The sequence below is a fragment of the Dietzia psychralcaliphila genome (genome assembly GCF_003096095.1).
GTDB lineage: Bacteria > Actinomycetota > Actinomycetes > Mycobacteriales > Mycobacteriaceae > Dietzia > Dietzia psychralcaliphila.
In genome coordinates this window covers 32,198-58,463 of the sequence record NZ_CP015453.1, presented here as the reverse complement: position 1 = coordinate 58,463, position 26,266 = coordinate 32,198, and the positions used below count along the sequence as shown (strand labels likewise).

Genomic DNA, 26,266 nt, shown 5'->3' with positions numbered 1-26,266 from the left:
AGGCCGGGAGTTGCAGCTCCCGGCTTCTGCGATTTACGAGCGCCCGTGTTGCCCTACGGGCCGCTCGGGGTACCACGCGCCCCGGCGCTCTCGGCGTGATAGCTCCTGATGGCACTCCTTCTCGGCGCTAACGCACCGTGTCGTAGGTCACTGATAGACCGACCGTAGAACTGACTCTTTCCAACGTCAGATCGACACGCAGGAGAGACCTGAATTAATGCTCAACACGGACAGTGACCATCGCACATCTGCCGCGTCTAGCAGGTATTCTGACCTCATCGGAATCTCGCAACCACTTAAACTGAGATGATTCTCAGTCACGCAAGGACCATCAAATGCCTGCTATTCAGCCGGCGCGAGGCGATTCTGTCGCTGACCTGCGGGCCAGTCGCGCCAAGTACCCGACCGCCAGCCCCTGTCGCAATCCCACGTGCGCTGCCCTCGTCACCTACGACGAGACATCTCGAGGCGCACCGGCCAGGTTCTGCTCCGACCGATGTAGAACCGAGTTCAACCGCACCAAGCGCGCACTCAAGTTCGACCTCACCCATGTGCAATCCCAGCTCAGCGGACAGCCACCCCAGGGGAAAATCGCACGAGAACTTAAAGGGCAATCGACGCACCTCAGATGGCTGCTCGACTGGTACGGCGGCGACGACGACTGACTGACAACAGCCCGGCCGGAGTAAACGTTCGTCTCACTGGGGACCACCGGTATTGCCTCCGGGAGCCGGGTGCCGGTAGCGCGGATATTGCGCTCGGGGGCCAGTAGTGGCGCGCTTGGGAGCCACCTTCACCACTGCCTCGCTGGGGCGAGTGTCGCCATCGCCACGCGGCGGTGACGGAAGCCGCCGATGCGACCGAAGAGTTGGGTGATGAGCAGAGGTGTTCTTCCAGCATGTTCCACGCCGGGGTGTGCACCAGCGCGCGGCCCACCGGGCGTGCAACAGCTGCGCCGATAGCTTGCCAGGGTTGGGGCCGCGCGCAATCCTCGGTATGCCGAGCACGCCACCCAGTGCGCCGCCGTGTCCTTGTGGGGGAATGTCCACGAGTCGTTCCCACAACACCCGCCGGCGCTGCGTGACGGTCACCGGAGCCGCCCACCGGATGGGAAGCAAGGCGAGCTACCGGAAGTCAAGGTCATCGATGGCAGTAGTGCCCCATAGTGTGGTGTAACTCGGTGGCCGAGATCGTCTCCGACATCCGTGTCGTTGACGGATGTAGAGCGGCCACCGCGTGATCCTTCGAGTCAACCGTCTAAAGAATCCTCGAGGAGTCATCGCGATGACCGCACCCCATATTGTCGACCCTGCAGGCCTGCTTGGCCAAGCCCTATCCGATGCATCACCGGATCTGATGCGTGAGCTGCTGCAGACCATGATCAACGCATTGCTGTCCGCCGACGCCGACGCCGTGTGCGGCGCCGAATGGAACGCTCGCACCGCCGAGCGCACCAACCGGCGCAACGGCTACCGCCACCGGCCCCTGGACACCCGCGTCGGCACCGTCGACGTCGCCGTGCCGAAGCTGCGCTCGGGCAGCTACTTCCCCGAGTGGTTACTCGAACGCCGCAAGCGGGCCGAGTCCGCGCTGATCACCGTCGTGGCGGACTGCTACCTGGCCGGGGTCTCCACCCGCCGGATGGACAAACTCGTCAAGACCCTGGGCATCGACTCGCTCTCCAAGTCGCAGGTCTCCCGCATGGCCGAACACCTCGACGAGCAGGTCGCCGCGTTCCGGCACCGCCGCCTGGACGAGGCCGGGCCATTCACTTTCGTCACCGCCGACGCGCTGACGATCAAAGTCCGCGAGAGCAACCAGGTCGTCAAGGCCGCCGTCCTGCTGGCCACCGGCGTCAACGGCGACGGCCACCGCGAGGTCCTGGGCATGCAGGTCGCCACCAGCGAGACCAAGGCCTCGTGGAACACCTTCTTCGCCGACCTGGTCGCCCGCGGCCTGGGCGGGGTACGACTGGTGACCTCCGATGCCCACGCCGGGCTCGTCGAGGCGATCGCGGCGAATTTGCCGGGAGCCGCATGGCAGCGCTGCCGCACCCACTACGCGGCCAACCTCATGGCCGTGTGCCCCAAGTCGATGTGGCCGGCCGTGAAGGCGATGCTGCACAGCGTGTATGACCAGCCCACCGCCACCGCGGTACACGAGCAGTTCGACCGGCTCCTGGAATACGCCGACGGCAGGCTGCCCGACATGGCTGACCACCTCGGCGATGCCCGCGAGGACCTCCTCGCGTTCACCACGTTCCCCGACGACGTCTGGCGACAGATCTGGTCCAACAACCCCACCGAGCGACTCAACCGCGAGATCCGCCGCCGCACCGACGTCGTGGGCATCTTCCCCAACCGCGAGGCCATCGTCCGCCTCATCGGCGCAGTCCTGGCGGAGCAGACCGACGAATGGGCCGAAGGACGCCGCTACCTCGGACTCGAAGTCCTGGCCCGCTGCCGACTCACACTGACCACCGGCACCAGCTCGACGACGGAGGTGACCACCGATCCACTGATGCAACTACCCGCCTGATCACCAACGAAGGATCAAAAACCAGTTACACCACTACTAGGGGCTTGACCTCGATGGCCCCGACAGGCGCGATCACCGGCCCCCAACGGCAATACTGCTGGCGCCCGGACGCAATATCCGGTGGCCCCCAAACCTCCAACTACTCACTCATGACCGTGACCACGACGGCGACTGCGCCGCCCCTGCCCGAGGACCTCACCGCAGTCCTCAAGCGCATGCGCATGCCCTACCTACGCGCCATCGCCCCCGACGTGCTGGCCACCGCCAAAGCCCAACGCTGGGATCCCACCGAAGTGCTGCGAGTCCTGATCGCTGAAGAAGCCCGTGGCCGCGACGAAGCCACCAAAGCCGCTCGCCGCAAAAGCGCAGGACTGCCAGCCGGCAAGACCTTCTCCTCGTGGCGCGAGAGCGACTCCTCGATCCCCGCCCCGACCCAGTCCGCACTGGCCACCCTGGAGTGGGTCCACCGCGCCGAGAACCTCGCCATCAGCGGGCCCTCCGGGACCGGCAAGACACACTTCGTCGAGGCCCTGGCCCACCAGGCGATCGACGCCGGAATGCGAGTGGCGTGGTTCACCCTAGAATCGCTGACCACCGCCATCGGACGGGCCAGCGTGGACGGCTCGATCAGCAAGACTATCGCCCGCATCACCCGCGCCGAACTGATCGTCGTCGACGACATCGGCATGCTGCCGTCGGGACAAGCCGCCGCCGAGGCGTTCTACCGACTCGTCGACGCCACCTACGAACGCCGAAGCCTGGCCGTGACCAGCAACCTCCACCCCGCCGGATTCGACACCTTCATGCCCAAAACCCTGGCCACCGCCACAGTGGACCGGCTCCTGCACCCCGCCCACGTCATCACCACCGAAGGCACCTCGATGCGACTGACCGAAGCCACCGCCGGACACGGCGTCATCCCACTGACCTAACAGGCAGGGAGATCAACTGACCGCGGACAGGGAGATGAACTGTCCGCCCACAGGGAGATCCCGCTGTCCCTTGACACTCTGCCCGCCATCTCGGCCAGCACCACACGCCAAGGACTGGCAGTGCCCAGGTGCAGCCGTTCCTCGTCATCACTCCCAGTAACCATGGTCCCCCTCGAGAGTTGCCGAAGGGCAGGACAGTACAACACTGAACTGCGCGGGACTGAGTGAATACCGGTAGTCGCGTCTCCGCTACCGCTACCCTTCAGAATTGTGACCACCGAACTCCACATGTCTCCCTACGATCTACGGGCGTGGGAAAGCCTGACCAACCGCGTGAACAGCAGACGGGAACCGACTGCTGTCGCTAAGCGCTTGTCGCAGGTTCGGGCACGCGTCACGGAAACGTCCGCTACTGCGATTGAAGCTGGGAAGAAGCTTCCCGGGGCGATTGAGACCGCAGATGCTATGAAATTCGCCCTCGACAAGGCGATGACAGGTCTTCATCTAATGACGGTCGACTTCGGATTGAATTCCGTGAATGCGACAACGGTCATCAACCGATTCAACAAGGCTGGCCATAGCGTCGAGTCCCTAGACGACATCCGCACGCTCGATCTGAAAATCTGCGACACAGTGGGATCGACAAAGAAGCAGAAATATGTCGCCGCTGGCGCGATCGAAGGCACCGCTTCATCTCTCGTAGTCACCGGTTTAACCGTCAGTTCGACAGTGTCCGGAGGCGTGGGAGTGGGTGTGGCGGCCGGAGCGATCGCGGTCGACTCCCTCACTGTCCTCACTGGAATGGGACGCATCATCGCGTCGGTCGCGGCGAACTACGGTTATGACGTTCGGCTTCCAGAGGAAGCGGTATTCGCCTCGGGTGTTCTCGCGTATTCCACTGCCGGAAACGCGTCCGAGAAAGCAGTTACGATGGCCGCGCTTTCCCGATTGACCCAGCAAATGATGCGAAGGGCCACTTGGACGCAACTGTCTTCGAACCATCTCGTCAGAGTGGTAGACATCGTATTCAAAGCTCTAGGACAGAAACTGACACACAAGAAACTCGCCCAGGTCATTCCCGTAGTTGGTGTCGCTATCAACGGTGGCCTTAACGCAACAATGGCCAGCGATACCGTCACGCGGGCTCACACAGTCTACCGATTGCGTTTCCTGACTGAGTGGCAGATAGGGCCAGTGGGTACGCCTAGTCCGGCGATCCGGTACTTCGATTCCGGCGACTCGGTACTCCTTGGGGCGGGCGGGGTGGTCTGCTCGGGGTGAGGCGGCGCGACTGCGCCGCTTCTTCCTATTTGAGGAGGCTGATGTGGCCGAGTACAAGGCCATCATGACGTTGGCGCTGGCCGGGCATAGCTACAGCGAGATCGTCGCCGCCGTCGGGTGTTCGCGTCGGGAGATCGCGGCGGTGAAGAAGACGATCACCGCGTACGGCATCACCGCCGGCCAAGCGTCGTCGATGAACCCGGCCGAGATCGCCGGGATGTTCCCCGACGGGCGCAAACGCGTCTCGGAGGACTACGCCAAGCCCGATTTTGATCGGGTGCTGGCGTCGATGAAGTTCAACCGGCACTTCACCATCCAGCAGGCCTGGGGCAAGTATCTCGCCGCTCCGGCCGGAAGCGGGAAGAAGTACGGGTACTCGCAGTACTGCGCCCTGTTCGCCGAGCACGCCCGCATCAAGGACGTGGTGGCCACGCTGCATCACGAACCGGGTCGGACGATGCTGGTCGACTGGGCCGGCGACACCCTCGAGGTCCTCGACGCCGTCACCGGAGAGGTCACCAAGCTGTACTTGTTCGTGGCCGTCCTGCCGTACTCCGGTGCGGTGTTCTGCCGCGGCTTCACGGATATGAAATCGCCGTCCTGGATTGACGCTCACGTCGCCGCATTCGCGTTCTTCGGTGGGACACCGCAGATGGTGGTGCCCGACAACCCGACCACCGCCACTCATCGGCAGAAGCAGGGCGAGGCGGCCAGGGCTGTCAACGTCCGCTACCAGCAGCTGGCCGACCACTACGGCACCGCGATCGTGCCGGCCCGGGTCCGAAAACCCCGCGACAAGGCAGCCGTAGAGTCAGCAGTGGAAGTGGTCAACAAACGCGTCATCGGCTACCTCGCCGAGGAGGTGTGGACCACCGTCGAGGCCCTGAACGCGGCGATCGCCGACCGCGTCGCCGAGATCAACACCCAGATTCGCCGGGCTGACGGTACGACCCGGTGGGAGAGGTTCGAGTCCGACGAAGCGCCGCTGCTGGCGGCCCTGCCCGACGACGGGTTCGCCACGGTGGAATGGAAGCAACTCAAGGTCGGCCGGAACTATCACGTCTCCTGCGAGTCGCAGTACTACTCGGTGCCGTACACCTTCGCCGGTCAGCTGCTGCGGGTGCGCCTGACCGCGCAGTCGGTGACGCTCTTCGACGGTGACCAGGTCGTCTGCGAGCATTCGCGGCGCCACGGCCGCAAGGGCCAGTACTCGACGGTGCTGGCTCACGCCCCGAAAGAGCACCAGGGTATCGACGGCCTGTGGTCGCGGCAGTGGTTCACCGACCGCGCCCGCGGGTTCGGCCCCGCCACCGAGCAGGTGATCGCCCAGATCCTGGATCGTCACGTGATCGAGGCGCAGGGCTATCTGGACTGCCAGAACATTCTCGAAACTCTCGGCAAGAGAAGTCGACAGCGGCTCGAGGCGGCCTGCCAAGTGCTGCTCAACCAGAACAGCGTCGGCAGCTACAGCGTGCTCAAACGCGTCATGGCCACCATCGACTCCGACGGCAAAGCGCCCCGACCCGTGGTCCCGGCGGCGGCCACACGAAAGCCCCCGCCACCGGCCGGAGCCCGAGACGACAGCGCCGTTCAAGTTCGCTCGGCCGATCACTATGCGCGCGGCCGCAGCGGGGAGGGCGTGTGATGTTCACCGAGATCGATCACCAGAAGTTCCGCAATCTGCGCATCACGCACGTGGCGACCCGGTTCGAGGAGCTCATCAGCGATGAGGCCAATGACGAGCTCACCCCGGAGCAGATCTTTCTCACCGCCGTCGACGACGCCTTGGACCAGCGCCAGGCCCACCGGATCGACAAGCTGATCCGAGCGGCGAAGTTCCCGATCCCGCAGGCCTCGATCGCGGAGATCAACTACCAGGAAGGACGCGGGATCACCCCGGTGCGGATGAAACGCTACGCCGGGCACCACTGGCGCCAAGACCCCACCAACCTGCTGGTCCTCTCACCGACCGGCGGCGGGAAAACCTACCTGGCCTGCGCGATCGGCATCGCCGCCTGCCAGAACGGGCACACCGTCACCTACGCCCGCATGGACGAACTCGCCCGGCGGCTGGTCATCGCCCGCGGCGACGGCATCCGCCACCAGAAGATGCTCAACGACCTCTCGGACGTGGAGCTGCTGATCATCGACGATTTCCTGACCGTGGGCATCGATCCTGAGGCCGCGAACGACTTGTTCGCCGTGTTGGCCAACCGGGAGCACCGGCTGCCGACGATGATCGCTTCCCAATCCCGGCCGGCGTACTGGCTCGAGGCGCTGCCTGACCGGGTCGCCGCGGACTCCATCGTCAACCGCCTGGCCAACAACGCCCGCGAGATCAACCTCGGCGAAGTCGACATGCGCCGACAGCGCGACGACCAAGCCCGAGCCACTACCGGCTACTGGGAGTAACCCCCGACGGTGCCGGCCCGCTTCACACACGGGCCGGTTCCGGGTCGCCGGAATGGCGGTACCAACTCGCCGGACCCGCGGTACCGACAAGCCCTATCTGCCAACTGAGAAGTACGGGCTGGATCCAGAAGCCTGGCGTCCTGACGTTACCCCCGAGGATGTCGACAAGCGGACGAGGGACCTTCCGATGATCGACGAGATCGTCGAAGCGGAACTCTTATGAGCACCCATACGGGCTGAAGTAGGGCCCACCGATCTGGTCCAGGTGTAACTACAGCGGTCAGCCCGGTCTACGGTCTAAGATCCTCCAGCCGGCCTGGGGACCAAACAATATTGGCCAGTTGAAGCAACAAAGCACTACGCTCGCGCTGGGCCTGTTTATCGAACCGGTCGTAACTCTGAAACTCGAGGCCTTCGTCCCGACGCAGGCGCTGGAACTGCGGTTGATGCTGATAAGTACCCGAGTGGAGACTCGCCGCATAGAAGTTCTGTCGACCGTAGTGTGCGACTTTCTCCTCATAGGTCTTGTCCTGCAGGCTGCGGTTCACGTCAGCTGGCAGGAGGAGCAGTGCGCCGATGTCATCGCGCCAAGCCTCAAAGTCTTGGCGACTGTCGAACTGATCGAGGTGGCGCTCGTACCTGTCCGCCCAAATGTGTTCGATGTCGTACGGATTCTTCGCAGTGCGGTCGATCAGCGTGGCGAAATCAAGACCTCGCCCAGACTTCTGTTCGACATATGCGCTGACGCGAGCGAGTAAGTGGAATATGTAGCGTCGCGAGAACTGGTTTAGTCTCAGCTCTGCGATGCCGCCGCGTCCACGGCTGCGGTTGCCTTCGAAGCTGGCCTCGTCTGTCTCAAGTTTGGCCGACAACACGGTAATCAGCCCATTGAGCGGTTTGCGCCGCACGTCCTTGGCCAGCAGCCACATTGTGTAGGACACCGCGTTGTATCCCGATCGTTGGTAATTCACTGCTCGGCGCATCAACCAGATGTCGAGGTAGGTGGCGACGGCCTGGATCTTGCGGCGCGCCGTGTCCTCGCTGTCGGTGACCTCAAGGGGTGCCAATAGCACCGTGTATTGCCAGGTGAAGTTATTGTGCGCGTTGTAGTACACCGCCTCCAGCCCTGGCATAAGCCGAGTGCTGGCGTCGAGAATTTGAAGGTAGTAGCGGGCGAAGAACCGGAATTCTTCAGTCATCAATCGCAGGTTCTGCTCACGAGTTCCTACGCCGACCCGGCCGGAGTGGTCGCGCAACCATCGATGGAAGGTGCTGCCGATCAGTTCCCAATCGCGATCAGTGGCGCCCTTTCGGCGGTCGCGGATAGTCTCAGCGTATTGGGCGCGTAGCCAGGCTTTAATGAACTCGGCGTCCCGCTCGGTGTCGGTATCCTCGCCCCAGGAGATCAGGTCGAGCACCGTTCGCTTCCAGGCGTCATTGGCCTTGATCCGGTCGTCGGATCCCGTGATCGGGGCAAGAAGGTACGCCTTGACCATGTCAACAGGGCTGAGCGGCTTGCCACGATCGTTCATTGTCTCGAAGATCGCGTACGCATGCTGGTCGGAATTGGTAGCGATTTCGATGAGCCCGACCTTGGTCAGGAGCCAGTATATGAACGATTGGAAGCCTTCGCCGAGCTCGCCGGAGATGTCGAGATCTTCAATATCGTAGTAGCGGCGCACCATGGTCTGCACTGACTCTTCACGACCATCGGTGGAGAAGGTCTCGCCGTTGAATAATGCACGGATAACCGGAGTCCGTTCAGCGATATCTAGGTTGAACACCTCCTCACCCAGAGAATCGGAGTAGATCAACGGTTCAATGGTCCGGGCAGCCTTGAGGCCCGCGTCGCTGGCCTGCCGGTATAGGTGAATCAGCAGCAAGGTCAGTGAGGTGACGCGCTGCTGTCCGTCGACGAGGTAGTTTCTATTGCCGCGTTGGGTGACGATGATCGAGCCGAGGAAGTACTCGTCATACCCGGAGACCTCTTGAGTCGAGTCGCCTGCTGTGTAGGACCGCTGAAACGTGCTCGTCAGGTCTTGGACGAGCTCAGCGATGTTCTCACGGTCCCACTTGTATTCGCGCTGATATTCATCGATGGAGAACGTGCGGCTCTGCAGAAGCTGTGTGACCGTGCGGTAGTGCGGAGTGATGCTGCCCATCGGTTGCTCGTGCCTCCCTTTTTTCCGGCGTTCGCGGGTGAGTGTCGGGGTCGCCATGTGTGGATCGAATGAGCTGGTGGCTACGAGTTAGTGGCCCTGAGTTCGCTTGCCACATGCGCAGCAAAATCGGGGTCGTCGTGGATACGGGAAACGACGTCGTCAGTGAGCTTGTCCACGTCCAGTGGCCACGCAATATCCGCCTTTATACGGTGCGCTTGCTCGCGGTAGGCGTCGTAAGCGCTCTCCCCGTCGTTGCCATAGGCCGTTAGGACGTGATCGAAGACCATCTGAACTTTCGAGGAGAAGACATCTACTGTGTACGGCTCCTCAGGCAACCCCTCGTCGAGAATTCTCCGAATTGTGCTGTCAACGTCGTTCTTGACGTCGACCTTGCGGCGCCAATCCTGCACCAGCAGGTCATGCAGGTGCTTGAGGAGGTTCTTAGCACTTGCCTTGACCTTCTCGCGCTCCTCGTCGGTCAGCTCGGGTTCGGGCTGGGTCAGCAGATCGAAGATCGCCAGCTCCGCTTCGCTCATGCCCTCTCGCACCGAACGCTCTTCTTCTTCAGTCAACGTCTCCGACAGGCGGATCAGGCGTTTGAGGTACTCGTCGATGTTCACGCTTCCGGCGTTGTAATCAGAGATGAGCTGTTCAATACGCTCCACAAGCTCGTACCGGGTCGGGTTGCGGGTAGCCGCCCCGATGGCCTTCTGGCGCAGGAGCTGCGCCAGCCGGTCTGTCTCCGCTCGCTTACGACCTGCGAGTCTGGCGGCCAAACCCTCGAAATCAATCTGCGACAAGTCGATCAGCGGATCAGGTTTCGTTCCCTCGGCGGCTGCTCGGATGACGTATTCCTCGGCACCGACGGATCGGTCGAGCAGCGCGTCGACCGCATTAGCGACTGTGCCAATATCTGCTTCGGCTGGCCGGGTGACGTCCGCGATGCGTTCGGCGACGACTCGGATGGCGGCGACATTGCGTTGGTGGGCGGCGGCGTCCGGGTTCGGCAGCAATGCCTTGAAGAGCTTGCGGACCCGTCCAGCCTTCTGCTGAAAATCGATCCGGACATCCTCGTCGACGAGCAGCGCTTCCACCACGGCGTCCCTTTTGGCGATGTGGGCGAAGCCTTCCGCATCCCGCATAGCCGCAAGATCGGCACCAACAGAACCGCAGAAGGTGAAGACCCCGGTGACGGCAGCATCCAACTCGGCGGAGAGCGCATCGATGATCTCGATGGGAGAGTCGCCGGCCTCCGCGGCACCGTAGATCGCGAGAGCGTTTTCCAAGTTCCGGAAGACGCCGACGTAATCGACAATCAGACCGTTGTCCTTGTCAGGGAATACGCGGTTAGCGCGGGCGATGGTCTGCATCAGCGTGTGGTTCTTCATCGGCCGATCCAGGTAGATCGTGGACACGCTCGGAGCATCGAAACCGGTCATCCACATCGCACAAACGAACACCAGCCGCAGCGGATCGGCAGGGTCCTTGAACTTCTCGGCGAGATCTTCACGATTCATCCGCTCACGGTGCGGCCGAATATCGAGGCCCTGGTCGTCGAGCATTTTGAGTTCGTTCTGGCTCTGCGAGACCACTACCGCCATATCGGTGGTGCGCATCAACTCGATCCGCGACGCCAGCCAGGGCCGCTCCAACTCCGGCAGCGCGTCATGCTCGGCCTGCAACTCGTGCAAATGCTCCGCCCAGGCGTTTTGGACTAGGTCATACATGCGCACGGCGGCGGCCTTGTCGAGTCCGACGTACATCGCCTTGCCACTAAATCCCCGTCCCACGAAATGCGTGACGAGATCCTTGGCGAGGGTCTTTAACCGCTCCGGGCGCGTGAGGAGCGTGTACTGGGTGCCGAAGGCGCGTGCCAGTTGCCCCTCGGCGTCCTCGTCGAGCTCGGCCTCTTCCAGGAGCGCGTCGAGTTCTTCGGAGAAGCTCTCGTTAATTAGCTGCAGCTCAGGGATCCGGTTCTCGTAGTACAGCGGAACCGTTGCGCCGTCCTCGATGGCGTCGCGGAAGTTGTAGACGCTGACGTAATCGCCGAACTGCTCACGAGTGGCCTGTTCCTGACCGGCGATCAACGGGGTACCGGTGAAACCCATCATCGAGGCGTTCGGCAGCGCAGTGCGCATGTTGAGGGCGAGCGTGTCGTACTGGCTGCGGTGCGCCTCATCGGTGATGACGATGACGTCGGAACGGTCCGAGAGCATTGGCATCTGCCGCTCACCTCGGCTCTTGGACGGCTGGAATTTCTGAATCAGGGTGAACACGTACCGGTGATCAGCGGCTAGCAGCTCACGCAAGTGCGCGACAGAATCCGCATGCACTCGAGCCTCCGGCGAAATCGCGCCCGCCGCGGCGAACTCTCCATGCAGCTGCGTGTCGAGTTCCTTACGGTCGGTGACCATCACAAACGTCCACTTGCCCGGCACCTGGCGCAGCACCTTCTGCGTGAACCACAGCATCGACAGCGACTTACCCGAGCCCTGGGTGTGCCAGAACACCCCGAGCCGCTTGTCGTGTTCTGTCCGCGCACGGTGGAGATTTTCGATCGCGGCGTTCACCCCCAGGTACTGATGCGAGCGCGCCAAAACCTTGATTAGTCCGCCGGGACGCTCCATGTATGCGACAAAGTTTTCGAACAGGTCGAGCAGGACCGCCGGATCACAGGTGCCGCGCAAAGCGGTCTCCAAGGCGATAGCGCCGCGTGTGCCATGGGAGTCGACGACCTTCCAGTCATTGAAGAACTCCCACGGCGAGAACGTTGACCCGATTTTGGCTTCTCCACCGTTGGACAGCAGCACAAAGCAGTTCGGGATAAACAGCTGAGGGATGGTGTCGCGGTTGTCGGTCAGGTTATTGTCGTACGCCGACTTGACGGGCTCGTTGGGTTCCTTGAACTCCATCAACACCAACGGCACTCCGTTGACAAACAGCGCAACATCCAGGCGGCGACTGTGGAGGTTGCCCTTGACCCACATCTGCTGGACAGCCAGCAGATCATTGCTTAAAGCGTTATCCAGGTCGAAGTATTGGAGTCTTTCGATCTGCTTGTTGCCGGCCTCGTCGACCCATTCGGCCTGGTATCCATCACGCAGCAGGTCGTGGACCTCACGGTTTGCGCGCACTCGGTTCATGACCGAACGGTCCTTGGTGAGTACCTCGATCGCTTCGTCGATCGAAGCGTGGGGCACGTGCTCGGGGTTGAGAGTGCGCATCGCTGACCGCAGCCGGTGAGTGAGTACGACGTCGCGCTGAGAGTCGCGACCTAGAGTGCCCTGCGCGCCAAGGACTTCGGCGAAGGCGTCGACCGGCGTCCAGCCAAGCTTGGCAAGCACTTCCATGCTTGGCTTCTCGACGTAGACGTACTCCGGCCCCTTGGCCATCATCACGCCGTCGCCCCCTCAAGTAGTGCGTCAAGATTGAGTGTCGACACATCAATCTGCCCAGTGACGAGCCTGGGCAGGAGAACATCTCGCATGTCGATAAGACCGACGGTCATCGTTCGAAGCGCATGTGCTTGATCAAATATCGGGCGCACAACCGATTCAAATAGTTCGTGACTAGATTTTTTTGCAACGACAACTGGTACGTTGCGGGCATCATTGATGGAGACGAATGGCTGAGCCGATCCACGTTTTGGCCAGATCGCTGGATTTGCGGTCGCAAAATAAAGCCAGATTGCCATTCCCGAAGCATCTTTCGGCAGAATCTTGATTGTATTAGCAATCGACGACCACCTGCCAGATGCCCAGAATGTTCGTCCACAACGAGCACCTACAGCCGACAACACCACGCCATCACCTTCCACCTCGAACGTAGGTAGATAGCCGTCTTGGCCAGCTGCACTGAAGGCACGGTATCCATCGTCGACATAAGCGGATTTCGTGGTCGTGCTGCCACCTTTGAATGTGGCAACTTCACCAAGTCGGGAGGTCATCCATCCCTCGGGTATTGGGCCGAGGGAGGAGTCGATCAGGGGTACGTCACTGTGGCCAGGATAGCGGAACTTCACGAACCACTCGTGGTAGATGGCCCGCGCCATCTCCTCCAACACCTCCACCCGCCGCCGATTATTCTCGATCAAATCGTCGAACGACCCTAGAACTTGGCCGATCCCGATTTGTGTCGCCAGGTCAGGCACTCGCACAACAACCGATGCGAACACCGACTTATTGATAATCGGTGTTGCGGCCCCACTGGCGCCCTGCGCAATCCCCTGGGCCGCGTATCGAAGTAGGTAGTAGAGAAACCTGCTGTCGGTATCGGAGTTCGGGACGATTGTGTTGATCTGCTGGTTCGTTACCGACTCAGTCGGAAGCAAACAAACCTTGCCGATGGTGGCCCCAATGCAAACGAACGCGACAGCATTCGCCGGAACAATTCGAGTCCTGAGCCCCACTCGTCCTAGGCGAGAAAGACACCTCCCCGGACTCGGGCGTCGGTCACCCTCGTTCATGTCGCTCGGGGTCACGAACGGCACTTCGTTCCCAAACCAGTCCGGATGCCGAGACGGTGGTGTACTGCCAGTTACCACTGTGCCGAGATCTCCGATTGCCTTGTCACGCCATTCGCTCATACCTCAAGAATCCCTTGAACAGCAGCATCGACCTTCGTACGCAGAGTGTCTGCCTCGTCACTTAACATCGTGAACTCCTCGTACAGCGCCGAAAGGTCGCCGATAAAATCGACGTCGCTCTCGTCGACTGCTGCCGTGCCGGTGTAACGGCCAGGGTTCAGGCTCCAGCCCTGTGCCTCGATCTCGGTACGAGTTGCGACCCTGCACAGACCTGGTACGTCAACGTATTTCCCGTCAGGGTAGTTTTCCTTGAGCAGAGTTTCGCTGCTGTCAGTGGTCTCGATATCCTCGCCGCGGTAGAGCCGCACAATGTTGGCCAAGAACTCGATCTGGTCTGGCGTGAAGTCGCGGTGGGCGCGGTCAATCTGGTTGTAGATGTGCCGAGCGTCGAGGAACAGCACGGTGTCCTCGCGCGTAGTCCCAGCCTTGGACTTGTCGAGGAACCACAGGGTCACTGGCAGTGTGACGGTGTAGAAGAAATTGGGGCTGATGGAGATCATCACATCTACGGTCCCGGACTCGATCAACTGCTTGCGGATCTCCTTCTCGGAGTGGCCCGCGTCTGCGGCCGAGTTCGCCATGACGAAGCCTGCCCTCCCTTGTGGGGAGAGTGCCGCGTAAAATTGTTGGATCCACAGGAAGTTGCCGTTATCGGCTTTAGGCAGGCCAAATGGGAACCTTTTATCGCCGGCCAGCTGATCCTTCTTGATCTTGTCCACGTTGAACGGCGGATTGGCCATCACATAGTCGAAGGCACCGACCGCGCTGTGCGGATCTTCGTAGTAGCTGTTGGCTTGGCGAATATCGCCTGAGAGTCCGTGAAGCGCCAGGTTCATCTTCGCCAACGGGATTGTGTCCTCAGTCTTTTCCGCACCGAAAACTGAGAGCTTGCGGCTGGCCGACTCATGGTGGCGTTCGACGAACTTTGCGCACTGCACGAACATGCCGCCCGACCCGCACGCCGGGTCAAAGACGCGGCCTTGGAACGGTTCCAGGATCTCGACAATAAGGCGGACGATGGAGTATGGAGTGAAGTACTCGCCGCCGCCCTTGCCTTCCTGCGCTGCGAAGTTGGAGAGGAAGTCTTCGTAGACGAAGCCGAAGGCATCTCCTTCGAGCTGTGTAGGTAGCGGTGCGAAGAGCCGAAGCAACTCGGTCAGGGTTGAGGGTTCCAGTTTCTGGTAGCCACGCGGCAAGATGTCCTTGAGCTCTGGGTTGGCTTCCTCAATAGCCTTGATTGCCTCATCGGTGGCCTTGCCAATATCGTCGCCCTCCGGCAACTCGACGAGGTAAGACAAGCGCGACTCATCGGGCACATAGAGCACGGACTTCGCCTTAAAGTCCGCAGCTGTTGCAGGGTTGCGCTTGGTGGCCTTCGCCTCGACCTCGCCACGTACCGCCTCGAAGCGGTTCTCTGCGTATGCAAGGAACACCAGTCCTAGCACTGGATCGCGGTATTGGCCCGGCGTCAGCTTTGAGTTGGCTCGCAGTTCGTCGGCAGCGGACCACAACATAGCCCGCACCTTGGCGAGGTCAGGAGTCTTCATGAGTCGAGACTAACGCCGCCCAGCGGAACCCACCGACCCGAACCGCGATTACCACGAAGTCGATACCTCCGGCCCCGTCAGGGGACATCGACCCCGAGATCCCGCGACCTCCCGGCCAAGCCTTCGGCACACAAAAAAGCGGCCTCAGCCAGGAACAATCCCGGCTTCGGCCGCTGCAGTTCTCGACTCCAACTGCTCGTGGTGGGCGAAGGGGGACTTGAACCCCCACGTCCCGAAGGACACTGGCACCTGAAGCCAGCGCGTCTGCCATTCCGCCACTCGCCCGAGTAACGCCCGAATACGTTAACACGCGCCACACCAGCCGTACCAATCCGCTGGTGGAGCCCGACCACCCGGGCTCCGGGGACGCTGGACGCGTGCTTCGGGCCGCCCCCGCCTCTATGATCGACCGGATGCCGCCGACACGCGCGGCGACCGGACGTCCGGACACGTACCAGGAAGAGGAGGCGCTCGTGGGAATCGTCGGCAAGTTCGAACGCACACTCCAGGGCGCGGTCGGGGACGCCTTCGCCCGTCTCTTCGGCGGCAAGGTGGTGGCGGCCGAGGTGGAGGCGCAGCTGCGGAAGCAGTCCGAGGCCTCCCTCAAGGTGGTCGACGGTCACCTGCTGGTCTCCAACAGCTACACCATCACCCTCGCCCGGTCGGACTACGCGTCCTTCACGGAGGACGAGGCCCTGGCCGTCAAGACCTTCTCCCGCCATCTCTCGGACCACATCGCGGAGCAGGGCTGGGAGACCTACGGCCCGGTCACCATCACCTTCGTCGAACGCGACGACCTGCACACCGGGCAGATGCGGATCAACGGGGTCGTGGACCCCGACGCCGTCCCGTTCCACATCTCGGCCGCCGCGCCGGCACCGGCACCGGGCCATCCGGCTCCGTCCTCGCCGTCCCCCGCGTCGCCGAGCGCCAGTCAGGAGAAGAACCCCATGCAGGCACCCGCCTCCAACTACCCCGTCGCCACCCGGTCCGGGTCCGCAGGCCAGAACACCGGCTGGGGTGGCCCGTCCGACGCCCCGACGCAGATCACCCAGGGTCGGGCCTCGCTCACCGTGACACTGCACCTCGAGGACGGATCCGGGCGCACCTTCCGCCTCCAGCGCGGCTCCAACCTGCTCGGCCGCGGCCAGGACGCGGCCTTCCGCCTCCCTGACACCGGGGTGTCCCGGCAGCACGCGGACATCCGGTTCGACGGCCGCGAGGCGGTCCTGACCGACCTGGGCTCCACCAACGGGACCACGGTCAACGAGGGCCCCGTTCAGGACTGGCAGCTGGCGGACGGCGACGTGATCCGCGTCGGACACTCGGAGATAACCGTCCGGTTCGACTAGCCTCGACAGGCATGGACCCCCGGGAACCTCCGGGGGCGATCACACGTCGCCCGAGGTGACCTGACCGGAGAGGGGAGGACCGAACTCGTGCAGGGACTCGTCCTACAACTCTCGCGTGGCCTCCTCCTGGTGCTGTTGTGGCTGTTCATCTACCTCGTCCTGCGGGCGTTGAAGACCGATGTGTTCGGCAACGTCGGGATGCGGTCGGGCGGCCAGGGTGAGCGCCGTGGCGGATTCCTCGGCCGGGGAACCAAGGCGATCCGCCACCTCGTCGTCACCCAGGGCGCCCTCGCCGGGACCCGCATCACGCTGTCCGAACAACCGGTCCTGCTCGGCCGGGCCGACTCGTGCACCCTGGTGATCGACGACGACTACGCATCCAACCAACACGCCAGGCTGTCGCCCCACGGGCCGGACTGGTTCCTGGAGGACCTCGGTTCGACCAACGGCACCTATCTGGACAGGACGCGGGTGACGACCCCGGTCAAGGTGGCCGCCGGCACGCCGATCCGGATCGGCAAGACCGTGATCGAGCTGCGCGCGTGACCCCCGCGCTCAGTTACGCCGCCCGCTCCCACACGGGGATGGTGCGGGACAACAACGAGGACTCCGCGTACGCCGCGCCCCGGGTCCTCGTGCTGGCCGACGGCATGGGGGGCCACGCCGCGGGCGAGTTGGCCAGCCAGATCATGGTCGCGACCCTGGCCAAGCTCGACGAGGACCAACCGGGGTCGGACCTGGCCGGTGCGCTCAGCCGGGCCATGCACGAGGGCAACCAGGCGATCGCCGCGCACGTCGAGGCGCATCCGGAGGCCGACGGCATGGGTTGCACGCTCACCGCCCTCCTGTTCGACGGCCGCCGCATGGGCCTGCTCCACGTGGGTGATTCGCGCGCGTACCTGCTCCGCGACGACGTCCTCACGCAGATCACCAAGGACGACACCTTCGTCCAGTCGCTCGTCGACCGTGGCGAGCTCACCGCTGAGGAAGCGCACGTGCACCCGCGTCGCTCGCTCATCCTCAAGGCGCTCACCGGTGAGCCCGTCGAGCCCACCACCAACGTCCGCCAGGCGCGGGTGGGCGACCGCTACCTCCTCTGCTCGGACGGTCTGTCCGACCCGGTGAGCACCGAAACCATCGCCGAGACCCTCGGTACCGGGTCCGCCGACGCCGCCGCCGAACGCCTGGTGCAGCTGGCACTGCGCTCCGGTGGCCCCGACAACGTCACGGTCGTGGTGGCCGACGTCGTGGACTCGCCCCGCGGGGGCACGGTCGTGCCGGTGGTCGTGGGCGCGGCCTCCACCGACGAGCCGGGTGAGATCGCGGTGCACGCCGACACCGCCGCCGGCCGGGCCGCCGCGTTCTCGCGCGCCCAGGTCGCCTCGCAGGGGGCCGCCGCCGGTGCGGCGGGCTCCGGCGGCGCCGGAGGCGGGACCGCAAACGGGACCGGAGACGAATCCCACGACGACGAGGTGGACCCCGCCGCCCCGCGCGGCACCCGCTGGCGTTTCGCGCTGAGCGTGGTCGGGGTGCTCGCGCTGATCGCGGGGATCGTCGGCGTGTCCGCGCTCCTCGTGCGGAGCAACTACTTCGTCACCGAAGAGGACAGCCAGGTGGTGGTCAAGCGGGGCATCTCCGGCGAGGTCTTCGGCATCTCCCTCGCCTCGGTCAGCCAGGTGGCGTGTCTGACGGCGGACGGCACGCTCACGCTGCACGACCCGGAGGCGATCCCGTCCGGTTGCGACGTCTTCACCCTCGGCGACCTGCGCGAGCCGGCCCGCGAGTCGGTGCGCGCGGGGATGCCGTCGGGCAGCCTCTCCGACGCCAACGCCCAGGTCTCCCGCCTCGCGCAGGACAACCTGCTGCCGGCGTGCGAACCCGAGGAGGCCGGCGAGGAACCGGCGGAGGCCATCACCTCGCCGTCGTCACCCACCGCGTCCCCCCAGCCCTCCAACCAGCAGCCCTCCCCCCAGCCCTCCTCCGAGCAGCCCTCTCCTCAGCCTTCCCCACGTCCCACCCCGGCCCCGGTGCCGGGAGTGGACTGCCGGGCGGTGAGCTGACCGGTGACCGCCCCCGCATCCGCTACCGGAACGCCGGCGGCTCCGGCCCCGCCCCGCCGCGGCAAGGAGCTCGTCCTGTTGGTCGCCGCCTCGGTGATCGTCGGGTTCGCGCTGCTGTTGGTCCAGTTGGCCCAGGAGCAGGAACTCAGCCTCACACTGCTGTGGCTCACGCTCGCCTACCTCGGCCTCTGCGGCGGGGCCCATCTGCTGATCCGGTGGCTGGCCCCCTTCTCGGACCCCGTGCTGCTCCCGGCTGTCGCCCTGCTCAACGGCCTGGGCCTGGTGCTGATCTACCGCCTGGACCTGGCGTACGCGGCGCGCGCCGTCGCCAACGGCAACGACCCGCCCGGCATGGACGTCACCCGCCAGCTGCTGTGGACCCTGATCGGTCTGGCTTTCATGGCGGTGGTGTTGTACTTCCTCCGGGACCACCGGGTGCTGTCCCGGTACGGCTACACCATGGGTTTCGCCGGTCTGGTGTTGTTGGCGATCCCGGCCGTGCTGCCCGCCCGATTCTCCGAGATCAACGGCGCCAAGAACTGGATCATCCTGCCCGGCTTCACCATCCAGCCGGGTGAGTTCGCCAAGATCCTGCTCATCGTCTTCTTCGCCTCGATCCTGGTCGAGAAGCGGGAGCTGTTCACCAGCGCCGGTCGGCGGATCCTCGGGGTGGACCTGCCCCGCGGACGTGACCTCGGGCCGATCATCGTGGCCTGGTTCCTGTCCCTGGGCGTGCTGGTGTTCAACACGGACCTCGGCATGGCCCTCCTGCTCTTCGCCACCGTCCTGACCATGCTCTACGTGGCCACCGAGCGGGTCAGCTGGTTGCTCATCGGCGTGGTGTTGGTGGGCATCGGTGGCGTCCTGGCCTACGCCCTCTTCGGGCACGTGCGGGTGCGGTTCCAGATCTGGCAGGACCCCTTCGCCTACTTCGACACCGGCGGCTACCAGAGTTCGCAGGCCCTGTTCGGGCTCGCCTCCGGCGGCATGGGCGGCACCGGGCTCGGCAACGGGCGGCCCGATCAGGTGCCGTTCGCCGGCACCGACTTCATCACCTCCACCATCGGCGAGGAACTGGGACTGATCGGCCTGGCCGCCGTGCTGATGATCTACGCGATCATCGTCCTGCGCGGGATCCGGGTCGGTCTGACCATCCGGGACAGCTTCGGCAAACTCGTCGCCGTGGGTCTGGCGTTCACCATGGCCATCCAGATGTTCGTGGTGGTCGGCGGGGTCTCCACCCTCATCCCGCTCACCGGGCTCACCCTGCCGTTCATGGCCTACGGCGGGTCGAGCCTCCTCGCCAACTACGCCCTGCTGGCCATCCTGCTCCGGCTGTCCAACGACGCGCGCCGGCCGTTGCCCACCCCGCGTCAGGCGCCCGCGCTCGCCGAGGCCGCCACGGGCATGATGCGGACCCCTCTGCTGTCCCGCGTCCGGAAGTCCGGGTGAGCGCCGCATGAACGCCGCCATCCGCAGGGTCGCGATCGCCGCCATGGTCATGGTGGTGGCGCTGCTGCTCCAGCTCACCTGGGTCCAGGTCTTCCGCGCCGACGAGCTGCGCGCCGACCCCCGCAACACCCGCATGCTGCTCGACGAGTACTCCCGCCAGCGCGGGCAGATCACCGCCGGCGGCCGGGTCCTGGCCATGTCGGTGCACGCCGGGGGCAGGTACGAGTTCGAGCGCACCTACCCCACGAGCCCGACCGCGTTCGGTCCGACGATCGGGTACTACTCCCTGCAGTTCGCCACCTCGGGCATCGAGCAGTCCCAGGACGCCTTCCTCAACGGTTCCGACCCGCGCCTGCTCTCCCAACGCATCTCCGGGCTGATCTCGGGACGCACCCCCCAGGGCGGTTCGGTGGAACTCACCCTCGACCCGGTGGCCCAGGACGTCGCCTACGGAGCCCTGCAGCGGGGCGCGGGTCAGGGCCCCTTCGTGGGTTCGGTGGCCGCGGTCCGTCCCTCGACCGGTGAGGTGTTGGCACTGGCCTCCAGCCCGTCCTTCGATCCGAACGCCCTGTCCAGCCAGGAACAGACCGTCCGGACGCAGGAGATGGGACGGATCGAGCAGAGCCCCGACCGGCCGCTGCTCAACCACGCCACCCAGCAGTCCCTGCCGCCCGGTTCCACCATGAAGGTCATCACGACGGCCGCCGCGCTCGAGTCGGGCATGGGACCCGATACCCCGGTCTCCGGCGCCGACCGGACCCTCCTACCCGGCACCTCCACGTACCTGCAGAACTACGCCGGCCAGACCTGCGGCGGCGGCACTGTCACCCTCCGCACCGCGTTCGAACTCTCCTGCAACGTGCCCTTCGTGGAGCTCAGCCAGGAGATCGGTTCCGAGTCGTTCACCGAGATGGCGGAGCGCTTCGGTGTCGACGGCAGCGAACCGGAGGAGCTGGGGATCCCCGCGGCTCCGTCCGGACTCGGGCAGATGGACGACGCCGCGCAGCTCGCCATGAGCTCGATCGGTCAGAGCGACGTCCGGATGACCACCCTGCAGAACGCCATGGTGGCCGCCACCGTCTCCAACGGTGGCGTACGTATGCAGCCGCAGCTGATCCGGTCACTGACAGCGCCGGACCTGTCCGTGGTCCAGGGGTTCACCCCCGAGGACGCCGGCCGCGCCCTCACCGACGACCAGGCCGGCACCCTCACCGAGCTCATGGAAGGCGCGGAGCGCAACGCCGGTGGCGGCCTGCCCGGGGTGACCATCGCCTCCAAGACCGGTACCGCCGAGCACGGCGTGGACGCCGACGAATCCATCCCCTACACCTGGTACATCGCGTTCGTCCCCGGCCAGGACGTGGCCGTGGCCGTGGCGATCGAGTCCGGGCCGGGCATCACCCGCGACACGGTGGGCTCCACCTACGCCGCGCCCATCGGCCGCGAGGTCCTCGGTGCCCTCCTCGGGGGCGGCGGATGAGTCTCAATTCCGGAGCGCTGCTGTCCGGTCGGTATCGCCTGCTGCGCCTGATCGCCACAGGCGGGATGGGCCAGGTGTGGGAGGCCGACGACGCGGTGCTCGACCGTCACGTGGCGGTCAAGGTGCTCAAGTCCGAGTTCTCCTCCGACCAGGAGTTCGTGGAGCGGTTCCGGTCCGAGGCCAAGGTGACGGCGCGGATCTCGCACCCGGGGATCGCGACGGTCTACGACTACGGGCAGATCGACGACCCGGCCTCGGGCAGTCCGCTGTCCTACCTGGTCATGGAGTTGGTGGTGGGCGAGCCGCTGTCGGACGTCCTGTCCCGCGAGGGGACGCTGCCGCTGCGCCACACCCTCGACATGCTGGAGCAGACCGGACGGGCACTCAACGCCGCCCACGCGATCGGGCTGGTGCACCGGGACGTCAAGCCGGGCAACATCCTCATCACGCCCTCCGGCCAGGTCAAGCTCACCGACTTCGGCATCGCCAAGTCCATGGGCTCCGCGGCGGTCACCCAGGCCGGGATGGTCGTGGGCACCGCGCAGTACATCGCTCCCGAGCAGGCCATGGGACACGAGACCACCCCTGCCGGCGACGTCTACTCGCTCGGCGTGGTGGGGTACGAGTGCGTGTCCGGGCGTCGGCCGTTCGTGGCCGATTCGCCCGTGAGCGTGGCGATGATGCACGTGCGGGACACCCCGCCCCCGTTGCCCGACTCGGTGCCGCCGCCGGTGCGCAGGCTCCTCGCCGACGCCATGGTCAAGGAGCCGGGGCGCCGGTACCCGGACGGCGAGGCCTTCGCCGAGGCGGTGGCCGACGTGCGCGCCGGGCGTGACCCGAGACCGCCCGGGGCCTTCATCACCGCGGCCGCCGCCGGAGGTCTGCTCGGTGGGGCCGCGGGCGCGGGCGCCGCGACGGCGGCCACCACCGTTCTGCCCGACGAGACCCCGGGCCCCGGTAGCCGTCCGGGTGCGGACCCCACCCGGGCGTACACGCGGCTCCAGCCCGGACCGACCACGCGGACCCAGGGCCAACCGCAGTACCGAACCGCTCGGGCACCCGTCCAGACACCCGCGCGTCGCCACCCGGCACCGCCGGTCACGTCCCGGCCACCCCGGCGGCGCGGCGGGGCGGGGTGCGCCGGCTGGTTCCTCATCGTGGTGGTGCTGTTGGCGGCACTCGCCGTCGCGGCCGCGATCGCGCTGTCCAACGCCGGTGTGTTCGGCCCCGGTGGCCTGTTCGGCGGGACCACCCCGTCGACCTCGGCCACGACCTCCGAGCCGCCCACTCCCACGACGCAGGCGCCGGCCCCCGCGCCCGCGCCCGCGCCTGAACCCACGCCGACACCACAGCCGGCGCCGTCCCCCACCGTCGTGCCACCCGCACCCGACCTGCAGGACATGCTCGATTCGTTGACCTCCGAATTCAGCTCCTTCGTACCGCCGGGTCAGGCCGGCGACGGGGACAACTCGGGTGGCAACGCGAATCCGAACGCGGGGGGAGTCGCGAACAACGGCAGAGGAGGTGACGGCGGATGACCACACCTCAACTGCTGGCAGGTCGGTACGAGATCGGCGAGGTCCTCGGATTCGGAGGGATGTCCGAGGTCCACCGTGGCCGGGACACCGTCCTCGGACGTGACGTGGCGGTCAAGATCATGCGGCCGGAGTTGGCCCGCGACGAGACCTTCTACCAGCGATTCCGCCGAGAGGCCCAGAACTCGGCGTCGCTCAACCACCCCTCCATCGTGGCGATCTACGACACGGGTGAGGAGCGCACCGAGGACGGTGCGCTGCCGTACATCGTCATGGAGGTGGTCGAGGGCGACACGCTCCGGGACATCGTCAAGATGGACGGTCCGATGGAGGTGGAACGCGCGCTCGGCGTGATGGCCGACGTCTGCGGCGCCCTCGACTTCTCCCACAAGAAGGGGATCATCCACCGCGACGTCAAGCCGGCGAACATCATGATCTCGCGCGACGGGGCCGTCAAGGTCATGGACTTCGGTATCGCGCGCGCGGTCAGCGACGCGAGCTCCACCCTCACCAACACCTCCTCGGTGCTCGGCACCGCCCAGTACCTCAGTCCCGAGCAGGCCCGCGGTGAGACGGTGGACGCCCGGTCGGACCTGTACTCGGCCGGCTGCGTGTTGTACGAGATGGTCGCCGGAGCCCCACCGTTCACCGGGGAGTCTCCCGTGGCCGTGGCGTATCAGCACGTCCGCGAGTCCCCGCAGCCCCCGTCGACGGTCAACCCGGAGGTCGGCCGGTACGTCGACGCCGTGGTGATGCAGGCGATGGCCAAGAACCCCGAGAACCGGTACGACACCGCCGGGGACATGCGCACCGATCTGCTCGCCGTCCTCACCGGCGGCCGGCCGGCCGCGCCGCTCGTGCTCTCCGACGACGAGCTCGACGACGGACAACGACCCGACGCCCCCCACGGGTTCGCCGGGGCGGGCTACGGTTCCGGCCGCGCGGTCCGGATCCCGCCGTCCGAGGCGCCGACCGAGGCGCACGCGCTGCCCGGACTCGCCGCCGCGGCGGCCACAGGGACGGCCGTGGGGTCGGCCGCCGGTTCCGGTGGCGCCTCGGACGACGGGCCCCGCCGGAGCAGCCACCGCGCAGAGGACCGGTCTCGGCCCCGCGCGGTGACGATCGCGCTCGCGGTCCTGCTGGTCCTCGGTGTCGTCGCGGCAGTGTCGATCTGGGCGGCGTCCGACCGGGACCGCGGCGTCGTCGAGGTCCAGGAGGTGACCATCCCCGAGGTCGCTCAGCGGCCCGTCCAGGAGGTGATCGACGAGCTCACCGCGCTGGGACTCGAGCCGGTCCAGAACCCGCAGCCCGATCTGCGGGTCCCCCAGGGCCTGGTGGTCGCCTCCGATCCGATCGCCGGAAAGCGCCTCCCCGTGGGATCCGAGATCAGCCTGGTGGTGTCCACCGGGAAGCCCATCCTCTCCGTGCCCAACGTCATGGGGATGTCCCCGGCGGACGCGCGCGTGGCCCTGGAAGAGGCCGGGTTCCAGGTGGTCCCGGAGAACGAGGTCCGACCCTCCACCGCCGAGGACCAGGACAAGGTCGTGGACACCGATCCCTCCCCGGGCTCGCAGGTGCCGTCCGACCGTCCCGTCAGGCTGACGGTGGGTTCGGGCCCCGAGCAGCTGCAGGTGCCGGGGGTGGTGGGCCAGTCCGTGGACGCGGCCCGGGCGACCCTCGAGGGCGCCGGATTCCGGGTGGACACCCGCAGGGTCGACGGCACCGCACCGGAGGGCGAGGTGGTGGACCAGTCGACCCCTGCCGGGCAGACCCAGCTCAAGGGCGCCACCATCACGCTGCAGGTCTCCGCGGGCAACCGGTTCCTCATGCCCAACCTCGTGGGTGACACGGTGCCCGAGGCGCTGGGCGAGCTCGAGCGGGCCGGGTGGCGGGGAGGCCGCGGACAGCTGGTCGAGCTGCCGCAGAACGACCCCGACCTCACCCGGGTGGGCCAGATCTTCTCGCAGCAGCCGCCGGTGGGCGAGGCCGGGGTCAACGACCAGGTCGTGGTGCGTGTGATCCGCTTCGGCCTCGTACCCGGCCCCGGCTGAGCGGACCGCCCCTTCGTCGAGAAGAGCGTTCCGAACGCATCGGCCGAGTAGAACTGTGCGTAACGCTCTTCTCGACGCGGGCGCCGGGCGGCCGGGTCACGCGCCGGGCGGCCGGCTCAGGCGCCGGGCGGCCGGGTCAGGCGAGCGCGGCGCCGCGGGCCCGGTCGAGCTCCTGCTCCAGGCCCGTCACCAGCGTCTCCGACGGCTGCTCGCCGCACATACCCAGCCAGTTGGCGAGCATGCGGTGCCCACCGTCGCTCATCACCGATTCGGGGTGGAACTGCACCCCGTGGACGGGCAGTTCGCGGTGCCGCATCGCCATGATCAGCCCGGATTCGGTCCACGCGGTGGGCACCAGTTCGTCCGGGACGGTCTCCGGCAGCACCGTCAGCGAGTGGTAGCGGGTCGCCGTGAACGGGCTGGGGATCCCCGCGAGAACACCCGAGTCGTCGTGGCTGACCCGGCTGGTCTTGCCGTGCATGAGTTCAGCAGCCCTGTCGACCGTGGCCCCGAAGGCCTCACCGATCGCCTGGTGCCCGAGGCACACGCCCAGGACGGGGACGCCGGAGCGCCCGCAGACCCCGATGAGTGGGATCGTGGCCCCTGCGCGATCTGGCGTGCCCGGGCCCGGGCTGAGGAGGACGCCGTCGAACTCCGCGACCACGCGGGCCAGCGCCGCCGGGTCATAGCCACCGTCCGGGCCGGCGAGCCTCTCGTCGTCGTTCCGCCAGACCTCACACGCCGCGCCCAACTGCCCCAGGTACTGGACCAGGTTGTAGACAAAGCTGTCGTAGTTGTCGACGACGAGGATGCGCATAGATGCAGCGTACTGCCGTCGGTGGGATGAACGTCCAGGGCAGGGCTTGGTAGAGTGGACTG

Annotated in this window: 17 protein-coding genes and 1 tRNA gene; 12 read left to right on the top strand and 6 right to left on the bottom strand. The window is 65.6% G+C overall.

Translation table 11 applies throughout. The annotated features are described in order from the left end of the window. Window positions 1-1,284: 1,284 nt before the first annotated feature. The 5 genes from A6048_RS00245 to A6048_RS00225 all read left to right on the top strand — a co-directional run bounded on the left by A6048_RS00245 (window position 1,285) and on the right by A6048_RS00225 (window position 7,163). On the top strand, window positions 1,285-2,538 hold the full coding sequence (locus A6048_RS00245) for an IS256 family transposase (RefSeq protein ID WP_107749438.1): 1,254 nt from the start codon (window positions 1,285-1,287) through the stop codon (window positions 2,536-2,538). Window positions 2,539-2,687: 149 nt separating this feature from the next. Beyond that, window positions 2,688-3,470 carry an IS21-like element helper ATPase IstB gene (gene istB / locus A6048_RS00240; protein WP_107749435.1) on the top strand — a complete coding sequence of 261 codons (783 nt, stop codon included), beginning with the start codon at window positions 2,688-2,690 and terminating at the stop codon, window positions 3,468-3,470. Between the two features lie 270 nt (window positions 3,471-3,740). Continuing rightward, complete coding sequence (locus A6048_RS00235) at window positions 3,741-4,751, top strand: EcsC family protein (protein WP_108835157.1); 1,011 nt, start codon at window positions 3,741-3,743, stop codon at window positions 4,749-4,751. 43 nt (window positions 4,752-4,794) lie between these two features. Then, window positions 4,795-6,396: an IS21 family transposase gene (gene istA, locus A6048_RS00230; protein WP_108835156.1), complete on the top strand. Its 1,602-nt coding sequence runs from the start codon at window positions 4,795-4,797 to the stop codon at window positions 6,394-6,396. Next, the gene (locus tag A6048_RS00225; RefSeq protein WP_006898359.1) at window positions 6,396-7,163 is read left to right on the top strand and encodes an ATP-binding protein; all 768 of its coding nucleotides are present in this window, start codon (window positions 6,396-6,398) and stop codon (window positions 7,161-7,163) included. Before istA ends, A6048_RS00225 begins: the two co-directional genes overlap by 1 nt. 290 nt (window positions 7,164-7,453) lie before the next feature. Here A6048_RS00225 and A6048_RS00220 read toward each other — a convergent pair whose 3' ends face one another. From A6048_RS00220 to A6048_RS00200, 5 genes are all read right to left on the bottom strand, one after another. Further along, window positions 7,454-9,382, bottom strand: coding sequence for a DUF262 domain-containing protein (locus tag A6048_RS00220; RefSeq protein WP_235027356.1), 1,929 nt, complete (start codon window positions 9,380-9,382; stop codon window positions 7,454-7,456). 23 nt (window positions 9,383-9,405) lie between these two features. After that, the gene (locus A6048_RS00215) at window positions 9,406-12,720 is read right to left on the bottom strand and encodes a type I restriction endonuclease subunit R (RefSeq protein WP_107747289.1); all 3,315 of its coding nucleotides are present in this window, start codon (window positions 12,718-12,720) and stop codon (window positions 9,406-9,408) included. Further along, a complete protein-coding gene (locus A6048_RS00210) occupies window positions 12,720-13,910 on the bottom strand; it encodes a restriction endonuclease subunit S (RefSeq protein WP_107747202.1) in 1,191 nt (396 codons plus the stop codon). The genes A6048_RS00215 and A6048_RS00210 overlap by 1 nt, the downstream gene beginning before the upstream one ends. After that, the gene (locus A6048_RS00205; protein WP_107747201.1) at window positions 13,907-15,457 is read right to left on the bottom strand and encodes a type I restriction-modification system subunit M; all 1,551 of its coding nucleotides are present in this window, start codon (window positions 15,455-15,457) and stop codon (window positions 13,907-13,909) included. Before A6048_RS00205 ends, A6048_RS00210 begins: the two co-directional genes overlap by 4 nt. A 199-nt stretch (window positions 15,458-15,656) precedes the next feature. After that, window positions 15,657-15,742 (bottom strand) — tRNA-Leu (locus A6048_RS00200). A 188-nt stretch (window positions 15,743-15,930) separates the two neighbouring features. Here A6048_RS00200 and A6048_RS00195 point away from each other — a divergent pair. The 7 genes from A6048_RS00195 (at window position 15,931) to pknB (ending at window position 25,387) form a co-directional block, all read left to right on the top strand. Further along, window positions 15,931-16,809: an FHA domain-containing protein gene (locus A6048_RS00195; RefSeq protein WP_107747288.1), complete on the top strand. Its 879-nt coding sequence runs from the start codon at window positions 15,931-15,933 to the stop codon at window positions 16,807-16,809. Between the two features lie 87 nt (window positions 16,810-16,896). Continuing rightward, a complete protein-coding gene (locus A6048_RS00190; RefSeq protein ID WP_107747200.1) occupies window positions 16,897-17,355 on the top strand; it encodes an FHA domain-containing protein FhaB/FipA in 459 nt (152 codons plus the stop codon). Further along, window positions 17,352-18,869 (top strand): PP2C family protein-serine/threonine phosphatase, encoded by a 1,518-nt coding sequence (locus A6048_RS00185; RefSeq protein WP_107747199.1) that lies wholly within the window; start codon window positions 17,352-17,354, stop codon window positions 18,867-18,869. The genes A6048_RS00190 and A6048_RS00185 overlap by 4 nt, the downstream gene beginning before the upstream one ends. A gap of 3 nt (window positions 18,870-18,872) precedes the next feature. Next, complete coding sequence (locus A6048_RS00180; protein WP_107747198.1) at window positions 18,873-20,321, top strand: FtsW/RodA/SpoVE family cell cycle protein; 1,449 nt, start codon at window positions 18,873-18,875, stop codon at window positions 20,319-20,321. 7 nt (window positions 20,322-20,328) lie between these two features. Then, window positions 20,329-21,801 carry a penicillin-binding transpeptidase domain-containing protein gene (locus A6048_RS00175; protein ID WP_107747197.1) on the top strand — a complete coding sequence of 491 codons (1,473 nt, stop codon included), beginning with the start codon at window positions 20,329-20,331 and terminating at the stop codon, window positions 21,799-21,801. Further along, a complete protein-coding gene (locus A6048_RS00170; protein WP_107747196.1) occupies window positions 21,798-23,339 on the top strand; it encodes a serine/threonine-protein kinase in 1,542 nt (513 codons plus the stop codon). Before A6048_RS00175 ends, A6048_RS00170 begins: the two co-directional genes overlap by 4 nt. Then, window positions 23,336-25,387, top strand: coding sequence for a Stk1 family PASTA domain-containing Ser/Thr kinase (gene pknB / locus A6048_RS00165; RefSeq protein ID WP_107747195.1), 2,052 nt, complete (start codon window positions 23,336-23,338; stop codon window positions 25,385-25,387). The genes A6048_RS00170 and pknB overlap by 4 nt, the downstream gene beginning before the upstream one ends. A gap of 136 nt (window positions 25,388-25,523) precedes the next feature. On the opposite strand, the gene A6048_RS00160 is transcribed toward pknB, so the two are convergent. Continuing rightward, window positions 25,524-26,204, bottom strand: coding sequence for an aminodeoxychorismate/anthranilate synthase component II (locus A6048_RS00160; protein WP_107747194.1), 681 nt, complete (start codon window positions 26,202-26,204; stop codon window positions 25,524-25,526). Between the last annotated feature and the right edge of the window lie 62 nt (window positions 26,205-26,266).